The sequence below is a fragment of the Actinokineospora pegani genome, assembly GCF_009745975.1.
GTDB lineage: Bacteria > Actinomycetota > Actinomycetes > Mycobacteriales > Pseudonocardiaceae > Actinokineospora > Actinokineospora pegani.
This window is the reverse complement of the sequence record NZ_WHOL01000091.1, coordinates 89856-107683: the sequence shown is the minus strand read 5'-3', so window position 1 is coordinate 107683 and position 17828 is coordinate 89856. Positions and strand designations below refer to the sequence as shown.

Here is a 17828-nt window from a genome sequence, read left to right as displayed (position 1 = left end):
TGCGGGTCTCACGGCGCATCGTGTGGCGCTGGTCCCGGCGGCGGGCCCAGGCGCACGGGCCCGGCACGACCCGCTCCGGGTCTCGGATAGGTTGCCGGGCATGCGCCTGCGTTGGGAACCGGCCGCCGCCGACTGGGCCGACGGCCTGCTGATCGCGATACCGCTGCTGCGGCGGGTGCGCTGGTACGCCCTGCTCCTGCTGGTGTTCTCGGCGGCGCTGCTGTGGTTCGGCCTGCTCTGGCCCGCGGTGCTCGGCGTGGTGCTCGCCGCGGTCGTCGCGGCGGTGCCCAGGGCGGTGGTGTGGCTGGCGTTCCGCCGGGACCCGGTGGCGGGCAAGGAGATGACCGCCGAGGCCAGTGCCCGGTCGGTGCGGCTGATGCTCGCCGACGGCACCGCGGCCACCGACGTGGTGTTCGCCGACCTGGACCGCTGGGCCGAGACCGACCGCTGCTTCGTGCTGTTCGACGGGCAGGTGGACTTCCACCCGGTGCCGGGCCGCGCGTTCGACTCCACCGAGGACATCGACGCGTTCCGAGGGTGGCTCACCACCGCGCTGGGCGAGCCGCGGGCGCGCTGATCCCCCGCCCCCGACCCGGCGGCAGGCGATCGCGTACCCTCGGCTCCCGTGTCAACTCCGAGTGCGACATTCGCGGTCTGGGTTTCGGCCTGGCTGAACGGGTCCGCCGCCGCTGACGACGTCCTGGACGCCCTGGGTCACTGGGCGGAGCTGCACGACGTGGTCGCGGGTGACGCGGCCACCGGGCAGGCCCTGGAGATCCCGGTGCGCGGCGAGGCGGGCGGGCAGGTCGCCGCCCTGCTCGCGGCGCTGCGCCGGAGCGGGGTGACCGGGGGCCGGGTGGTCCTGCCGGTGCCCGGCGACGTGCGCGGCCTGGGCGGCCGCAGCGAGTTCGCGGGCACCGCCCTGCACTCCGGCGAGGCCGTGGTGCTGCACGGCGCCGCGGTGGGGCTGGTGCCCGAGAAGATCGCCGACGGCGTGCTGCGCTGGACCGCCTTCGACATCGGCGAGGCCCCGGCCGCCGAGCACCTGCCGCTGGGCGAGGCCGAGCACGAGCTGACCGGCGCCATGCGCGTGGCCGCGGGCGTGCTGACCGAGCTGGGGGTGGCCAAGCAGCGCTCCGGCGTCCGCGAGGAGATCACCGCCCGGGTCGCGCACCGCTCCACCGCCCCGTGGCCCGAGGGCACCCCGCCCCGGGCGCTGCGGGTGCTGCAACGGGCGAACGAGGTCTCCGCCATCCTCGACCTCGCGGGCGAGCACGCCCCGGGCGGCGCCCTGTCGTCCTCCTCGGCCCGCCGCCGCGCCGAGGCGCTGCGCCCGCTCAACGACGCGGTCCGGGTCGCCCGGCTGGCCGCGGTCGACGAGGCCGTGCGGGTCTTCTCCGAGCACCAGCCCAGCTCCGAGTCCTCCTAGCCCCGTAGGCCATTCGGCCGCCAGAAGGGCGAAACACCGGGACAACCGAAGATCGTCGGTGCGACAATGTCCGACCGGGCTCACGAGCGGGTGGCCCGGCTGGACGGAGGGACGCACCGGTGGCGCAACCAACGCGGACGAGGCGCGGCAAGGCCGGTCTGGTGGTCGGCGCCGTGCTGGGCGTGCTCGCGCTGGTGGTCGCCGTGATCACGGTCGACCGGCTCACCGACCGCCCGTCGGCCACCGGGCCGTGCGTCGAGTTCGAGGTCAGCGCCTCGACCGAGAAGGACCAGTTGATCGCCGACATGGCGACGGCCTACAACGGCTCCGGCCGCTCGACCCGCGCGGGCCGGTGCGTCGAGGTCAGCGTGCACGGCCTGACCTCCGGCACCGCCGCGACCATGCTGTCCACCCGGTGGGACGCCGACGAGGCGGGCGCGCCCCAGCCGCAGGTGTGGCTGCCCAGCACCTCGCTGTGGCTGCGGGTGGTGGCCGAGCCGGGCAAGCCGTCCATCTCCGTCGACGACGTCCCGCCGTCCATCGCCTCCAGCGCGGTGGTCCTGGCGATGCCGCAGCCGATGGCCGACGTGCTGCTCGAGCGCGCGCCGCAGCCGGGGTGGAGCGACCTGATCGAGCTGTCCAAGGCCCCCGGCGGCTGGGCGGCCCACGGGCACCCGGAGTGGGGCGAGTTCGTGCTCGGCCGGGACAACCCGCTGTTCTCCAGCTCCGGCCTGGGCGCGACGGTGGCGACCTACCACGCCGCGTCGCTGGCGGTGACCGGTGGCGAACCGACCGACGCGACGGTGTCCGACCCGAGGGTGAGCGCGTTCGTGCACGACGTGGAGAGCTCCGTCGGCAGCTACGGCGACGACGCGGCCAAGTACGCGGTGCAGATCTACGAGGAGGACCGCAAGAACCCCGAGAAGCCGTTCGTCAGCGCCATCGTGATGCAGGAGCAGTTGGTGCACCTGTACAACCTGGGCGTTCCCGACGGCGACCCGGCCAAGCTGGCCAACCCCTCGGAGAAGCCGAACCGGCCGCTGACCGCCATCTACCCCAAGGACGGCACGGTGGTGTTCGACCACCCGTTCATCGTGCTCGGCGGCGCCACCCTGGAGCAGCGCGAGGCCGCCGACGACTTCCGCGCCTTCCTGCTCGAGGAGGACCAGCGGGCCCGCCTGTCCGACGCCGGTTTCCGCCCCCCGGTCGACGCCGAGGGCCGGGCCGGGCAGCCAACCGAGCAGCTCGGCCGCACCCTGGGCCTGTCGCCGAACCAGGCGCTGACCCCGCTGCCCCCACCCACGCCCGCCGTCCTGCAGCGCATGGTCAAGGGCTGGGAGGAGACCCGCAAGCCCGCCAGGGTGCTGATCGTGCTGGACGTGTCCGGCTCCATGAACGAACCCGCCGTCGACGACGGCACCACCGCCTCCCCCGCCAGCGACAAGTCCAAGATCGAACTGCTCAAGCCCGCGGTCAAGGAAGCGGCCCAGCTCCTCGGCGACGCCGACAGCGTCGCCCTGTGGTCGTTCTCCTCCCCCGGCCACACCGAGGTCCTGCCCATGACCCCCGTCCGCGACGTCGCCGACCGCCTCGACCAGGCGGTCGACGGCCTGGTGGCCAAGGGCAACACCGACCTCTACCGCACCGTCATCGAGGCCCACCGCAAGATGACCGACGAGATCGACGCCCGCTCCATCAACGCCATCGTCCTGCTGACCGACGGCGCCAACTTCCCCGACGACCCGGCAGGCAGGGACCGCATGCTCGCCACGGTGGACGCCCAGCAATCCGAGACCAGCGTCCGCATCTTCACCATCCCCTACGGCAAGGGCGCCGACGTGGACACACTGCGCCAGATCGCGGTCAACTCCAAGGCCCTGTGGTTCGACGCCAAGACCTCACCCACGGACATCTCGGACGTGTTCGTCAGCGCCTTCAGCAACCTGTGAGGCGCTACCGGCGGCGGGCGGGTTCGCAACACGCCACCGCGCACGGGGCGCCGTTGAGCGTGCACCCCGCCTTGGGGAAGTCCGAGAGCTTGCGGACCGCGGCGCCGGCGAGGTGCTCCTGGACCAACTCGACGACCAACGCGGCGAACCGGGGATCGCCATTCGGCGTCGCGGCCCGGGCGAAGGCCATGCCCAGCTCGTCCGCCCGCTCCTTGGCCTCGGTGTCCAGGTCCCAGACGACCTCCAGGTGGTCGCTGACGAACCCGACCGGGCACACCAGGACACCGGGGACGCCCTCGGCGTGCAGGGCCTCGATGTGGTCGACGATGTCCGGGGCGAGCCAGGGGATCTGCGGCGGCCCGGAGCGCGACTGCCACACCACGTCGTGGTCGGGGCGGCCGACCTCGGCGGCGACGAGACGGGCGGCCTCCGTGACCTGGCGGGAGTAGCGGCGGCCGCCCTCCTCCGGCGGGCCCGCGGCGCGGTCGGCCGACTCGGGGACCGAGTGGGCGGTGAAGACCAGCCGGTAGTCCCCGGGAAGGCCCTCGGCGGCGGCGCGGACCGCGTCGGCGAAGGCGGTGACGAACAGCGGGTGGTCGAAGAAGTGGCGCAGCTTGACCAGGTCGGGGGCGCCCGCGCCGAACGCGGCGCGGGCGCGGGCGATGTCCTCGTCGTACTGCCTGCAAGCCGAGTAGCCGCCGTAGGCGCTGGTCGGGAAGACCAGCGCCGTGGTGACGCCGTCGGCGGCCATCGTGGCGAGGGTGTCCTCCACCATCGGGTGCCAGTTGCGGTTGCCGAAGTACACCGGCAGGTCGATCCCGGCCGCGGCCAGCTCGGCGCGCACCGCGTCCATGGCCTCGCGGTTGAGCCGGTTGATCGGGGAGACGCCGCCGAAGTGCTGGTAGTGCTGTTCCACCTCGTCCAGGCGTTCCGGGGGCACGCCGCGACCCCGGGTGACGTTCTCCAGGAACGGGCGGACCTCGGCCGGGCCCTCGGGGCCGCCGAAGGAGAGCCAGAGCAGTGCGTCGGTCATGCTCAGATCTCAGCTCACATGCCCGTGGCGTGCACGCCGCCGTCGACCCAGACCATCGAGCCGGTGGTGGCGGGCAGCCAGTCCGACAGCAGCGCGCACACCGACTTGGCGACCGGGGTGGCGTCGTTGACGTCCCAGCCCAGCGGGGCGCGGTCGCCCCAGGCGTCCTCCAGCTCGGAGAAGCCGGGGATGGACTTGGCGGCCATCGTGCGCACCGGCCCGGCGGCCACGAGGTTGACCCGCACGCCCCGGGGGCCCAGCTCGCGGGCCAGGTAGCGGTTGGTGGACTCGAATGCGGCCTTGGCCACGCCCATCCAGTTGTAGGCGGGCCAGGCGACCCGGGCGTCGAAGTCCAGGCCGACGATCGACGAGCCGGGCGACAGCAGCGGCAGCGCGGCCACGGCCAGCGACTTGAGCGAGTAGGCGGAGACCTCCAGCGCCACGGCCACGTCCGACCAGGGGGCGTCGAGGAACGGCGCGCCGAGGCAGGACTGCGGGGCGAAGCCGATGGCGTGCACGACGCCGTCGAGGCCGTCCACGTGCTCGCGGACCCGGTCGGCCAGGCTGTCGAGCTGCTCGGTGTCCTGCACGTCCAGCTCGATCACCGGGGCGGGCTTGGGCAGCCGCTTGGCGATGCGCGTGACCAGGCTCATCCGGCCGAACCCGGTGAGCACGACCTCGGCGCCCTGCTCCTGGGCCGCCTTGGCGACGTGGAACGCGATGGACGAGTCGGTGATCACGCCGGTGATCAGCAGCCGCTTGCCTTCGAGCAGACCGGTCATGCCGGGGTTCCTCCTGAGTGCGATTCCAACGGGAGTGCCTGTCACTCGCCGCCCTGCCGTGCCGCCGTCCCGCCGCGGAGCCGGGGACGGCGCCGGGAAGTGGCCTAGGTCGTGTTTCGGAAGTCGGTTCGATGAGAGTCGTGACCGCCAGGGGCCGCGTCCGGCGCGGCTATCGCGAACAGCGGCTTTCGCAACACGGCCTAGTGGCCCATGCCCAGGCCGCCGTCGACCGGCAGGACCGCGCCGGTGACGTAGGCGGCGGCGTCCGAGGCCAGGAAGGTGACCGCGGCGGCCACCTCGGCGGGTTCGGCGTAGCGGCCTGCGGGGACGTTGGCGAGGATCTGCTGCCGCCGCTCCTCGGTGAGCGCCTCGGTCATGTCGGTGGTGACGAACCCGGGCGCCACGACGTTGGCGGTGATGTTGCGCGAGCCCAGCTCCCGGGCGATGGAGCGGGCCATGCCCACCATGCCCGCCTTGCTGGCCGCGTAGTTGACCTGGCCGGGCGAGCCGGTCATGCCGACGACCGACGAGATGTAGACGATGCGCCCGTAGCGGGCGCGCAGCATGGCCCGGGTGGCGCGCTTGGTGACCCGCCACGCCCCGGTGAGGTTCGCGTCGACGACCCGGGTGAACTGCTCCTCCTCCATCCGCATGAGGAGGGTGTCGTCGGTGATGCCCGCGTTGGCGATCAGCACCTGCACCGGGCCGTGCGCCGCCTCGACCTCGCCGAACGCCGCGTCCACGGCCGCCGCGTCGGTCACGTCGCACTTGACCCCGAGCAGGCCCTCCGGCGCACCGGAACCCCGGTGGGTGACCGCGACCCGGTCGCCCTGGTCGGCGAACGCCCGCGCGATCGCCAACCCGATCCCCCGGTTCCCCCCGGTGACCAGCACCGACCGCCCTTGGGACTGCTCCATCCGACTCCCCGTTCCGACCGCGTCCAGCGAACGGGACGAGGCTATCGCCCCGCGCCCGAACGCTGTCCTGGCGGGCCGCTCATGTCGCGCTGCCGCTGGTGCTAGCGCGACGCGCGGGGGTTCGGTGAAGCGGCCCTTAAGGCAGACGCTGGCTGAACACCAGGGAGCCCGCGGCCGACAGCAGCGCCAGGATCGTGCCGAGGATGAGCCAGGGCCTGCTCGCGTCCGCCCTCTTGATCTCGTAGCCGATCTGCTCGCCGAGGGTGTCGTAGACCTTGCGCAACTGCTCGGCGGTGGCGGCCTTGTAGAAGTCGCCGCCGGAGAGGGTGGCGATCTCCTCCATGGCGGCGTCGTCGACGGCCACGGACTGGGTGCGGCCCTCGATCTCGACGACGCCGTCGTCGGTGCCGAAGGAGATGGTCGTGATCGGGATCTCGCGTTCGGCGGCCGCGCGCGCGGCGGTGAACGAGCCGCGGGGGTCGTCCTCGGACTCGGTCGGGATGGTCTGCTTGCCGTCCGACATGAGCACGATGCGGGCGGGCGGCGGGCCCTCGGGTCCGCTGACCACCGAGGAGAAGCCGTCGATGGACTGCAGCGCGGCGTAGATCGCCTCGCCGGTCGCGGTGGACTGGGCGAGCTTGAGGTTGTCGATGGCCTTGCCCACGCCCGCGCGGTCGGTGGTGGGGGCGACCAGCACGGTGGCCGTGCCCGCGAAGGTGATCAGCCCCAGGTTGACGCCGGGGGTCAGGCCCTTGGCGAAGCTCTTGGCGGCGACCTTGGCCGCCTCGAGCCGGGTGGGGGCCACGTCGGTGGCCTCCATCGACAGCGACACGTCGATCACCAGCAGCACGGTGGCCCGGTTGCGCGGGATGCGCTGCTCGGCGGTCGGCCCGGCCATGGCGATGGTCAGCAGGACCAGGGCCAGCACCAGCGCCGCGGCCGGGATGTGCCGGAGCGTGTTCTGGCGCTTGGGCGCGACCCGCTCGAGCAGCTCCAGGTTGGTGAACCGCAGCGTGCGGCGCCTGCGCGTCTTCTGGACCAGCACGTACCCCGCGACCAGCGCGGCGACGGCGAGCAGCAGCAGGAACCACCACGGCGCGGTGAAGTCGGTCAGGCTCAGCGTCACGCGGCACCCCCGGACCACCGGCGCTTGCGGGAGACGACGAAGCGCACCGTGTCGGCGATCCAGTCCGAGTCGGTGCGCAGCACGAGGTGGCCGCTGCCCGCGCGGCGGATGCCGGTGGCCACGGCGTCGCGGTGCTCGGCGGCGGCCGCGGCGAACTCCTTGCGCAGCAGCGCCGAGGCGGTGACCTCGCGCTGGCGACCGGTCTCGGGGTCGGCGAGCACGACGGTGCCGACGTCGGGCAGCTCCACGTCACGCGGGTCGACGATCTCGACCGAGACCAGCTCGTGGCGCAGCGACAGCGCGCGCAGCGGCCGCTGCCAGCCGGTGTCGCCGAGGAAGTCGGAGACGACCACGGCCAGGCCGCGGCGGCGCGGGGGCCTGCGCAGCTGCTCGATGGCCGAGGCCAGGTCGCCGCGCACCCCCTCGGTGGCGCGCGGGGTCTGGGCGACCTTGCGGACCAGACCGCGGGCGTGCGCGAGACCGCCGCGGGCGGGGACGCGGATCAGGTCCGCGCCGGTGGAGATGAGCGCGCCGATCCGGTTGCCGCCGCCGCGGGTCAGGTGCGCGATGGCGGCGACGGTGGCCACGGCCAGGTCGCGCTTCTCGCAGGCGGCGGTGCCGAAGTCCAGGCTGGCCGACAGGTCGACGACCAGCCAGGTCTCCAGCTCGCGGTCGGCCACGGTCTCGCGGATGTGCGGGGTCGTGGTGCGCGCGGTGACGGCCCAGTCCATCCGGCGCACGTCGTCGCCGGGCGCGTACGGGCGGGCCTCGCCCGGCTCGGAGCCGGGGCCGGGGACCAGGCCGAGGTGGTTGCCCTGCAACAGGCCGTCGAGCCTGCGCCGGACGTCGATCTCCAGCAGCCGCAGGCCCGCCTCCATCCGGTCGCCCCGCAGCACCGGGGGCGCCCAGTCAGGACGCTTGCCCTCCGGACCGGTGTCCTGCGGGTTGGTCACGACCTGCCCGCCACCCCTGCGGGGGCGCCGTTCGACGGCCGGGCGGACACCTGCGGCAGCGGCACGGTCTGCAGCACGCGCGACACCATGTGCTCGACGGGCACGCCGTCGGCCAGGGCGTCGTAGGACAGCACGAGGCGGTGGCGCAGCACGTCGGGGACCACGTCGACGACGTCCTGGGGCAGCACGTAGTCGCGGCCGCGGACCAGCGCCAGCGCGCGCGAGGCGGCGACGATGCCCAGGCTGGCGCGCGGGGACGCGCCGTAGGCGATCCACCCGGCGACGTCGGACAGGCCGTGCTCGGCCGGGCTGCGGGTGGCCAGCACGAGCCGGACGGTGTAGTCGACCAGCGCGTGGTGCACGAACACCGTGGAGGCGACGCCCTGCAGCCTGCTGAGCTCCTCGGGGCTGAGCACCTGCTGCGGCTGCGGCGGCGTGACGCCCATCCGGTAGACGATCTCGCGCTCCTCCTCGACCGTCGGGTACTCGACGAGGATCTTGAACAGGAAGCGGTCGCGCTGCGCCTCGGGCAGCGGGTAGACGCCCTCGTTCTCGATGGGGTTCTGGGTGGCCAGCACCAGGAACGGGTCGGGCATCGGGAAGGTCTGCCCGCCGATGGACACGTGCCGCTCGGCCATGACCTCCAGCATCGCGGACTGGACCTTGGCCGGGGCGCGGTTGATCTCGTCGGCGAGGACGAAGTTGGCCACCACCGGGCCCAGTTCGACGTCGAAGCGCTCCTGGCCCTGCCGGTAGATGCGGGTGCCGAGGATGTCGGCGGGCACCAGGTCGGGGGTGAACTGCACGCGCGAGAACGAGCCGCCCACGACGCGGGCGAAGGTCTCCACCGCGAGGGTCTTGGCCACGCCGGGCACGCCCTCGAGCAGCAGGTGGCCCTTGGCCAGGAGGCCGACGAGCATCCGCTCGACCAGCCGGTCCTGGCCGACGATGACGCGCTTGACCTCGAACACGGTCCGCTCGAGCAACTGGGCGTCCCGAGCAGGCGTCGCCGCCTCGTTCTGGACCTCGGCCTGACCGGGCTCGGTCACCGGCATCCTCCTTGCAACAGGGTCATTCCACCGGGGCCCAGCAAACCCGATGGCCGGTGAGAAGCCTGTGAACTACCCATCGAGGCGGGTCAGGTCGTCCGGCGTGTCGATGTCCCCGGCGGCCCCGTCCACGTCGTCCACAGCGACCGGCGCGAGCCCGGCGAGCACCCGCCGGAGCGCCAGGCCTGCCGCTTCGACCGGCACCGCCCGGCGCAGCGCGCCCAGCCGCCACGCGCTGAGGAGCCACTGCTCCCGACCTGCCGCGTCGACCAGCACCGCCCCGGACTCCCCCACCGCGTCGGCCACCCGGCGCACCACGGTGGGCGTGACGGCGGGCAGGTCCGCGGCCAGGAGCACCACAACGGCCTCATCGGACAGATCGGACAACCGTTCGACCCCGGCGCGCACCGCGGCCACCGGCCCCGTCCCGGCGGGGTCCTCCCGCGTCCACTCCACCGGCCTGCTGGTCGCCCGCTCGGGTCCGACGACGACAGTCCGCACCTCACCCAGCGCGTCCAGCGCGCGGTCGAGCAGGGTCCGCCCGCCGACGACGAGCGCGGGTTTGTCGACCCCGCCGAGCCTGCGCCCCGCTCCCCCGGCGACGACGATCCCGGCCCTCACCCGAGCACCGTCACGGTCCCGGCCGCGCCGTCGACGCGCACCCTGGTCCCGGTGCGCAGCCGGGCGACGGCGTCCCCGCAGCCGACCACGGCGGGGACGCCCAGCTCACGGGCGACGATGGCGGCGTGCGACAGCGGGGCGCCGATGTCGGTGACCACGGCGGCCGCGCGCGGGAACAGCGGCGTCCAGCCGATGTTGGTCACCGTCGTCACCAACACCTCCCCCGCTTGCAACGCCACCCCCTCCTCCACAGTGGATAACACCCGCACGGCCCCCTCGACCACCCCGGCCGCGCCGGGGAAACCGGTGATGCCGGCCGCCCCGCCTGCCGGCGCGCCCCTCCCCGCCGCCCAGGACACCGGGTCGAACCGGCCGCGGATCACCGGCGGGTACGGCGGCAGCGCCCGGTAGCGCTCGTAGGCGACCCGTCTGCCGGGGACGGCGGCCACCGGGCCCTGGTCCCCGTCGAGGACGCGCAGCAACTCGGCCTCGGGCAGGAAGAACACGTCGTCGCCGTGCCCGGTCAACTCACCCGCGCGCAGCCAGAAGGCGCGCAGGACCGCGAAGCAGCGCACCACCTCCGAACGCGCCCGTTCCCGTTCCCTGGCCGCGGCGGCGGCCCTGGCCAGGGGCGCGCGCAGCTTGGCGCGCAGGTGCGGGTGGCGGGCCCACGCCCGCTCGCGGGCCTGGCGCTGGGCGCGCAGCAGCTCGTCGGGGTCGCCGTCGGCGTGCGCCAGTTCCCGGTCGAGCCAGGCGGGGTCCTCGGCCGGGCGCGGCGCGGACAGCTCGAACTCGTCGGCGCAGCGGTGGCCCCAGACGCGGGCGTACTCGGCCCGGTCCAGCTCGCCCCGCCGGACCCGGGCCAGGCCGAGCACCGGCCCGAGGCTGTCCAGCCGCGCGCTGTCGTCGTGCAGTCCGGTGACCAGCGTGGCGGCGTCGCGCTCGCCGACGAGCGCGCGGACCCTGGCGTGCAGCCTGCCCGGCCCGCCCTGGCGCGCGCCGGTGTCGAAGGTGCGGCAGTCGGTGTGCAGCAGGTCGTGCAGGTCAGAGCGCCAGAGGGCGGCCAGCGCGGCGGGCGTGGCGGCCGAGGTGATCGCTTCCCGCAGGTCAGCGCAGCGACGGGCGTTGCCCGCCACCAACCGGGAGATCGTGCGCCGGTACCGCGTCGCCGCACCGAGCATCTTCCGGGCGACCCGCAGTGCACCCTTGACCGCCTCGAACCGGGACAGCGGCAACCGCGGGATGTCGTCGGGCAGCTCGCCCATCGTCTGCCGCATCCCCTTGCGCACCAGGGCCCCCAGGCCGAGGGCCCGCCCGACGGCGATCGCGGCGCTGACGTTGAGGTAGAAGCGCCCGCCGACGATCCCGGTCATCCGGTGCCCGGCCAGCGGCGGCGGCGCGAGCGCGGACACCGCCGACCAGGTCGCGGGCGTCATCACGCTGGGCACCGCCTCGCCGAGGTTGACGCAGGTCCACAGGTAGTCGCCCCGCACGGTGTCGTTCCACTCCCGCGCCTCGGCCGCCTGCCCGGTGACCGGCCGCACCTGGACGACAGCGAACTCCGACCCGTCCCACACCCATTCCACATCGGACGGTCCGAACACCCGGTGCGCTCTGTCCCCCAACGCCGCCAGCCGTTGGATCTGCCCCTCGTCGAGGACCTGCTCCCGCCGCATCGCCTCTGGCACCGGCTGCACAGCCGTACCGGTAGCGGTCAACACCGTCCGGACAGCCTTGTCCCCGACCTCCCGCCGCGCCTGCGGCCCCAGGACATAGGTGTCCGGCGTGACCGTCCCGTCGACCACCGTTTCACCCAGCCCCCACCCCGCGTTGATCACCATCGCCTCGACCCCGGTGACCGGGTCGACGGTGAACAGCACACCCGCGGCCTCGGCGGGTACCAGGCGCTGGACGACCACGGCCATCTCGGCGTGCGCGATCCCCGTTCGCTCCCGATAAGCGCGGGCTCGTTCCGAGTCGAGCGAATCCCAGCACTTCCGGACCGCCGCGAGGATCGCCTCCGGCCCCTCGACGCCGAGGACCGTGTCGTGCTGACCCGCGAAGGACAGGCCGGGGAGGTCCTCGGCGGTGGCCGACGAGCGGACGGCCACCGGCCCGGTCAGCCCCCGGGCGGCCTGTGCGATCGCGGCGGCGGTCTCCGGGTCGCCGCGGCGGCGATAGGCGGAGGTGGTGACGACGAACCCGTCCGGGACGGGGAAGCCGTGCCGGAGCAGAGCGGCGAGCGAACGGGCTTTGCCGCCCGCTTCGGCGTGGTCGGTGGCGTGCGAGAGCGGCGTGGTGAGTGGTGTTTCCCCCATGCCAACAGTGTGCCCGTGGATCGGTGCGAAGTGGTGGGGTTACCCCGGATCGGGTGTCACATCCGCTTCGGGTTCCCGCTTTCCCTTTCTGTGGATGAATTCCGGGGGTTGTGGACAACTCGGGCGCAACAACGAATGGCATCGTCGTCTCCCGGCCGGGAGCCCTTCGACACGACCGGGGGAGGAAGATCAGCCCGCCGTCGAGATGTTGACCATCCACGGGGTGCCGAACCGGTCGGTGAGCTGGCCGAACTCGTCGCCCCAGACCTGGCGCTCCAGCGGCACGGCCACGGTCCCGCCCTCGGCGAGCCGCTCCCAGTAGCCGCGCAGGTCCTCGGCGTCGTCGCCGCTGAGGCTGATGGTGATGTTGGTGCCCGGCGTGAACTCCATCCCCGGCGGGGTGTCCGAGGCCATCAGGGTGTAGCCGGCCTCGGTGGTGAGCATGTTGTGCATGATCAGGTCGGCGAACGGCTCGTCGGCCGCGCCGTTGTCGGCGAAGGTGTTGAGCACCAGGTCGCCGCCGAACACTTCCTGGTAGAACGTCAGCGTCCCGGAGGTGCCCGCGACCATCGTGTCGGGAATGCCTGGGACAGGCAAGACCGACACCTGCGCGGCGTCACCTACCACTGAACTTCCTTGCCCACGCGGCGGGTTGAGGCGAACACACCGCGTGTGAGACCGATGTGGAGCGTGTGAACAGACGGCGGCGGCCGCGTCGACGCAGGTTGCCGGAAGCCCCGTTCACGCCAGTGCGCGTTATGCGTTGGGCACATCGGTCACCTGGTCGGAGACGATGTGCACGCCGTAGGCGGACACCGCGCACCGCCGCGAACGCTTCCACGTCGAAGCCCGCTCCCGCACCACCCGCGGCGACGAGTAGCGATCGGCGCGGGATCACCACACCCGAGCCCGCCGAGGCCACGACGCGTCAGGTGCCCCAGGCCGCCGCTGTGGCACTAAGGTCCGTTCACATGATCAGCCCCGCGCTCGTGGCCATCGGCGACTTCAACGGCACCGAAGTGCTCTTCGCCATCACCGCGAAGCCGTGGGACCTCGACGTCGACGCCCTCGTTGTCCCAGTCGGCGACACGCTCGGCACCCTCGCGCGAGCGCTGCTCCGCCACCTCCCCGAGCTCGACGGCCCGCTGCACGGGCTCCCCTTCGACCAGATCACCCCGACCAGCACGACCGGCGTCGAACTCCCCCGGCACCTCGACGCCCGCGTGCGGCACGTCATCCTCACCTCCCCGCACGGCGAGGACAGGGAGGCCTCCTTGTCCTCGGTCTGGACCGCGACCGCCTCAGCCCTCGAAGCAGCGGCGACGCGGTGCGACACCGTGGCCCTCCCGCTGATCGGCGGCGGTTCCCTGGGGATGTCGAAGCACGAGATCGCGGTCCACCTCGGCGCCCGGCTCCGGGCCCTGGACACGTCCGAGCTGCGGCGCGTGATCGTCTTCGACGACAGCGCCGACGTGTCCACCGAGCTGCGGGCGGGTGCCCCGCCGGCGGAGCTGTCCGGCGGCGCGCTGACCGACCTGGTGGACGTGACCCAGCCGATCCCCGCCGAGCGGGACAAGCTCGGGGTCTCCCCCTTCGCGCGGATGCTGGCCGGTGTCATCGTCGACCGCGAGACGACGACCCCGCTGTCCATCGGCGTGTTCGGGCAGTGGGGGTCGGGCAAGTCGTTCTTCCTCGGGCTGCTGCGCAAGCACATCGAGGACCTCGCCGCCTCCGGGGCGCCGCGGCTGTGCGGCCAGGTGCGGCACATCTCGTTCAACGCCTGGCACTACGCCGACACCGACCTGTGGGCCAGCATCGCCGACGTCGTGTTCCGCGGTCTCGCCGTCGAGGAGCCGGGGCCCGCCCGGCAGCGGGAGCGGTTGCGCGAGCTGATCGAGCGGCACGGCGATGACGTGAGCACCCTGGAGCAGGAGCGCGCGGAGGCGGGCAAGGAGCTGGACCGGCTGCGCTCCGAGGTGCGGCGCGCCCGCGCCTCGACCAGGACGGGTGTGCGGGACCTGGTGCGGGCCGTCCGCGACTCCGAGCGGGCCAAGGCGGAGGTCCCGGACCTGGCGGACAAGCTGGGCGTGCCCGAGGACGCGACGATCATCGTCCGGGAGCTCAGCGGCCTGGCGGGCGAGACGGCCAAGCTGCGCGAGCTGCCCAGGACGCGGCACGGGGCCATGGCGCTGGCGGCGGCGGCGCTCGTCCTGGTGGTCTCGGTTGCGTTGACGGCGGCTTGGAGCTGGACGGCGGCGGTCGGCGGACCCGTGGCGCTCGTGCTGGGGGCGGTCGGCGCGGCATGGATGGAGCGCGCGCACCGCGGGGCGGTCCGGTTGCGCGAACTGGGCGAGGAGATCCGCGGCAGCCTGGACGCGCAGGCCGACGTGCTCGTGGGCGAGGCGTTGCACCGGCTGCGCGAGGCCGAGGACCGCGAGGCCGCCGCGGTGGCGGGTGCGGACGCGGCCGTGACGCGGCTCGCCGGTCTGCGCGCGGAGCTGGAAGGCCTGGCCCCCTCCCGGCGCTGGGGCGAGTTCGTCGGCACGCGGGCGCGCGGCGACCTGTACACGCGTCGGCTCGGCACGGTCACGCAGCTCCGCGAGGACTTCGAGGACCTCGTGTCCCTGCTGCGCGACTGGCGGGACGACGCCGGGCCCGACGACAAGCCGGTGGAGCGGATCGTCCTCTACATCGACGACCTGGACCGCTGCGACGCCCACCAGGTGGTCGAGGTGCTGGAGGCCGTGCACCTGCTGCTGGCCATGGACCTGTTCGTCGTCGTCCTGGGCGTCGACCCCGGATGGCTGCAACGCTCAGTCGACGCCCGCCACCGCGACTCGGTCCGCGACGGCTCGGCGGAGAGGTACCTGGAGAAGGTCATCACCATCCCCTTCGCCCTGCCCGCCATGCCCAGGGCCCAGGTCGGCGAAATGCTCCGATCCCTGGTCGACATCGCCCCCACGGCCGCGCACCCCGTCCCCGCCACCACGGCCGAGGCCACGACGGTCGAACGCGGCTCACCCCTGGACACCGCCGTCCACCGCCCCGCCGACCCCGCGCCCCACCACGGCCTGACAACCCGCGAACTACGAGCCCTCGACCGCGTCAGCGGCCTGGTCGACACCCCACGCGCGGCCAAGCGCCTGGTCAACATCTACCGCATGATCCGCGCCACCCGCGAGCTGAGCACGGCCTCGGAGTTCCTCGACCGCGACCACGAGCTCGTCATCATCCTGATCGGCCTCGTGGTCGCGGCCCCGAACCCGGCCGCCGTCTTCCACGACCTCACCCAGGAGCCGCTGCGCACCTGGAACGCCCTGCTCGCCGACAACAGCATCATCCCGGAGTCGACCCCGACCCCGGAGAAGATCGCCACCTGGGCGCAGGCGATCGGCCGCTTCCGCTACTCGACCGGCTGACGGGTGAACCGGCGGTCACGCTCACTGAGCCCAGCGACCGGCCGGGCCGCCCGCAGAACGACATCGAGGGCGGTGTCCGGATCGGCGACGTAGATCCCACTCGCCCACGCCGCGTTCGCCTCGATGACCGCCCACCCGCCGTCGACCACGCCGATGTCGACCACGACAGCGCTGGGCAGCGTGCTCCCGACGGCGGAGAGCAGATCGGCGGCGAACGCCAGGGCGTCGGTGGGAGCGGGCCCCAGATCGCGGCGGCCGTCTCGGGCGTACCGACTGGCGGCGACCACGGCGTTGTCCAGGACGTGCAACCGCACCTCGGCGTCGAACCGCGTCACGTCGGACACCAGCACCGGCGTGTCGGGGTCGACGGCGTCCGCCCCGGGGAGCCTGGACCCATCGCTGTAGATCATCGCCCGAATGCCCTTGTCGTTGGGCGACTTGGCGAACACCGGGTACCGCAGCGCCCACGCCTCCCGGATCGGCATGAACCGCACTGCGCGCCGGGTGAACTCCCCCGGCAATCGAGCCAGCCAGTCCGCCGGGGCCTCCAGCAGGGCGATGCCCAACGGCGCACCCACCGCGTCCGCGAAGCTCGGCCCCGCGTGCAGGTGCTGCGCGGTCAGCCCCGCGGGCAGCTCGAACGACGGCAAGCGCACCGTCCGCAGCCCCCGGCGCGCGGCGGCGGCCAGGATGGCCTCGGCACTCGCTGTCAGCCGGGGCGGGAAGAGGACGGTCACACCACGACGTTAGCGGTCACGATCCTGGTGTCGACCGCCTCGCGGTCCGTGTGTCACCAGCCACTTCCATGCCCTAGAGCAGGCGGGTGGCGTAGGGGACGATGCCGCCGTACCGGACCGGGGCGATCCGCACCCGCGACCCCGAGTACGGGGCCTCGACCATCTGCCCGTTCCCCATGTACAGCGCCACGTGGTGGATACGCCCACCGCCACTGGCCCAGAACAGCATGTCCCCCGGCGCCTTCTGGCTCAACGGGACCCGGCGCCCGGCCGTGGCCTGGTACCCGCTGTAGTGCGGCAGGCTGATCCCCACCCCGGCGAACGCGTAGATCATCAGGCCCGAGCAGTCGAAGCCGACCTTCTGGAAATCACCGTAGGAGTCGGCCACACCGCCGTCGCGGATGCCGCGCGTGGGCCCATTGGCGTTGCCGCCGCCCCAGGCGTACGGGACGCCCAGTTGTGAGAGGGCCCGGTCGATCACGCGCCGGGCCGAGCCCACCGGGGCGGGGCCTGCCGAGTCACCGCCGCCACCGCCCGGCTGAGGGGCGGTGGCGCCCTGCTGAGCGGCGGCGGCAGCGGCGGCGGCGGCCTTGACGGCGTCCTCGCGTTCCTTGGCCGCCAGCCACTGCTGGTACTTCTCGCGCTGGCCCTCCAACCCGCCGACGCGGGCTTGGGCGGCGGTGAGCTGCTGCTCGTAGTCGGCCTTGGCCGCCTGCAGCTCCTGGGACCGCGAGGCCTGCGACGAGCGGGCCTGGCGTGCGGTCTCGGTGGCGGTGTCGGCGGCGGCCCTGGCCTGGCGGGCCTGCTGCTCCTTCGCGTTGGCCAGCTCGAGCGCGGCGCGCGCCTGGGAGTCCTTGTTGGCCTTGACCGTGCGGGCGCGCTCCATGCCGTCGAGGGCGTCGAGCCTGCTGCCGGACACGGCGTTGAGGAGCTGGGCGCGGGCGAGCAGGTCCTCGGGGCTCGAGGCGCCCAGGTAGGCGGAGATCGACCCGACCGTGCTGCCCTGCTTGTAGCTGCCCGCGGCGAACTGGTCGAGCTGGCCGCGCGCGGTCTCGATGGCCTTGCCCGCCGCCGCCGCCTCGCGGTCGGCGGCCCGGGCCGCCGACTCCGCCTCGGCCGCGGCCCGCTCGGCCGTCTCCTGGTCGACGCGGGCCTTGTTGGCGTCCTCCATCTTCGCCTCGACCTCGGCCTGCAGCCGGGTCAGCCGGGCCTCCGCCTGGGCGAGCCTGCTGGTCAGCTCGCCGACCTGGCCCGCCTTGGCGTTGACCTCGGCACGGCCGCCCTCGATCTCGGAGTCGCTGGGGTTGGGCGGTGGCGGTGGCACGGCCGCCGCGGTGGTCGCGGTCGAGACGACCGCGCACAACGCCACCGAGGTGGCGAAGAAACCGATCTTCGACATCCGCCATCCCCGCACGGCGCACCACCTTCCAGCGCTCCACGAACCCGGCCCGACGGGCGGTTCGACCTGTCGGTCCACACGAGACCGCCGCCCCTG

General features: G+C 73.6%; 15 protein-coding genes. 4 read left to right on the top strand and 11 right to left on the bottom strand.

Annotated elements, in window-relative coordinates:
- Nucleotides 1–100: 100 nt before the first annotated feature.
- The 3 genes from GCL84_RS16120 (at nucleotide 101) to GCL84_RS16110 (ending at nucleotide 3378) form a co-directional block, all read left to right on the top strand.
- Nucleotides 101–577, top strand: a complete 477-nt coding sequence (locus tag GCL84_RS16120) for a YcxB family protein (protein WP_156756283.1) — start codon at nucleotides 101–103, stop codon at nucleotides 575–577.
- Between the two features lie 48 nt (nucleotides 578–625).
- Nucleotides 626–1429 (top strand): hypothetical protein, encoded by an 804-nt coding sequence (locus GCL84_RS16115; protein ID WP_156756282.1) that lies wholly within the window; start codon nucleotides 626–628, stop codon nucleotides 1427–1429.
- A gap of 119 nt (nucleotides 1430–1548) precedes the next feature.
- Nucleotides 1549–3378 (top strand): vWA domain-containing protein, encoded by a 1830-nt coding sequence (locus GCL84_RS16110; protein ID WP_156756281.1) that lies wholly within the window; start codon nucleotides 1549–1551, stop codon nucleotides 3376–3378.
- A 4-nt stretch (nucleotides 3379–3382) separates the two neighbouring features.
- On the opposite strand, the gene GCL84_RS16105 is transcribed toward GCL84_RS16110, so the two are convergent.
- The 9 genes from GCL84_RS16105 to GCL84_RS16065 all read right to left on the bottom strand — a co-directional run bounded on the left by GCL84_RS16105 (nucleotide 3383) and on the right by GCL84_RS16065 (nucleotide 12747).
- Complete coding sequence (locus GCL84_RS16105) at nucleotides 3383–4411, bottom strand: ferrochelatase (RefSeq protein WP_156756280.1); 1029 nt, start codon at nucleotides 4409–4411, stop codon at nucleotides 3383–3385.
- 14 nt (nucleotides 4412–4425) lie between these two features.
- Complete coding sequence (fabI, locus tag GCL84_RS16100) at nucleotides 4426–5193, bottom strand: enoyl-ACP reductase FabI (RefSeq protein WP_156756279.1); 768 nt, start codon at nucleotides 5191–5193, stop codon at nucleotides 4426–4428.
- Between the two features lie 200 nt (nucleotides 5194–5393).
- Nucleotides 5394–6110 (bottom strand): 3-oxoacyl-ACP reductase FabG, encoded by a 717-nt coding sequence (gene fabG / locus GCL84_RS16095; RefSeq protein WP_156756278.1) that lies wholly within the window; start codon nucleotides 6108–6110, stop codon nucleotides 5394–5396.
- 136 nt (nucleotides 6111–6246) lie between these two features.
- On the bottom strand, nucleotides 6247–7230 hold the full coding sequence (locus GCL84_RS16090; RefSeq protein WP_156756319.1) for a VWA domain-containing protein: 984 nt from the start codon (nucleotides 7228–7230) through the stop codon (nucleotides 6247–6249).
- A 2-nt stretch (nucleotides 7231–7232) separates the two neighbouring features.
- Nucleotides 7233–8114 (bottom strand): DUF58 domain-containing protein, encoded by an 882-nt coding sequence (locus GCL84_RS16085; protein ID WP_197523294.1) that lies wholly within the window; start codon nucleotides 8112–8114, stop codon nucleotides 7233–7235.
- A gap of 71 nt (nucleotides 8115–8185) precedes the next feature.
- The gene (locus tag GCL84_RS16080; protein ID WP_197523290.1) at nucleotides 8186–9244 is read right to left on the bottom strand and encodes an AAA family ATPase; all 1059 of its coding nucleotides are present in this window, start codon (nucleotides 9242–9244) and stop codon (nucleotides 8186–8188) included.
- Nucleotides 9245–9310: 66 nt separating this feature from the next.
- Nucleotides 9311–9859, bottom strand: a complete 549-nt coding sequence (gene mobA / locus GCL84_RS16075) for a molybdenum cofactor guanylyltransferase (RefSeq protein ID WP_156756275.1) — start codon at nucleotides 9857–9859, stop codon at nucleotides 9311–9313.
- Nucleotides 9856–12177: a PEP/pyruvate-binding domain-containing protein gene (locus GCL84_RS16070; RefSeq protein WP_156756274.1), complete on the bottom strand. Its 2322-nt coding sequence runs from the start codon at nucleotides 12175–12177 to the stop codon at nucleotides 9856–9858. Before GCL84_RS16070 ends, mobA begins: the two co-directional genes overlap by 4 nt.
- A 189-nt stretch (nucleotides 12178–12366) precedes the next feature.
- Nucleotides 12367–12747 carry a VOC family protein gene (locus tag GCL84_RS16065; RefSeq protein WP_156756318.1) on the bottom strand — a complete coding sequence of 127 codons (381 nt, stop codon included), beginning with the start codon at nucleotides 12745–12747 and terminating at the stop codon, nucleotides 12367–12369.
- Between the two features lie 401 nt (nucleotides 12748–13148).
- Here GCL84_RS16065 and GCL84_RS16060 point away from each other — a divergent pair, with 401 nt between their 5' ends.
- Entirely contained in the window at nucleotides 13149–15596 is a 2448-nt protein-coding gene (locus GCL84_RS16060; protein WP_197523289.1) for a P-loop NTPase fold protein, read from the top strand.
- Here GCL84_RS16060 and GCL84_RS16055 read toward each other — a convergent pair.
- Together GCL84_RS16055 and GCL84_RS16050 are read right to left on the bottom strand one after the other, a co-directional pair.
- Entirely contained in the window at nucleotides 15581–16333 is a 753-nt protein-coding gene (locus GCL84_RS16055) for an ATP-grasp domain-containing protein (RefSeq protein ID WP_156756272.1), read from the bottom strand. The genes GCL84_RS16060 and GCL84_RS16055 overlap by 16 nt on opposite strands.
- A 73-nt stretch (nucleotides 16334–16406) precedes the next feature.
- Nucleotides 16407–17732: an NlpC/P60 family protein gene (locus tag GCL84_RS16050; protein WP_156756271.1), complete on the bottom strand. Its 1326-nt coding sequence runs from the start codon at nucleotides 17730–17732 to the stop codon at nucleotides 16407–16409.
- Nucleotides 17733–17828: the final 96 nt, after the last annotated feature.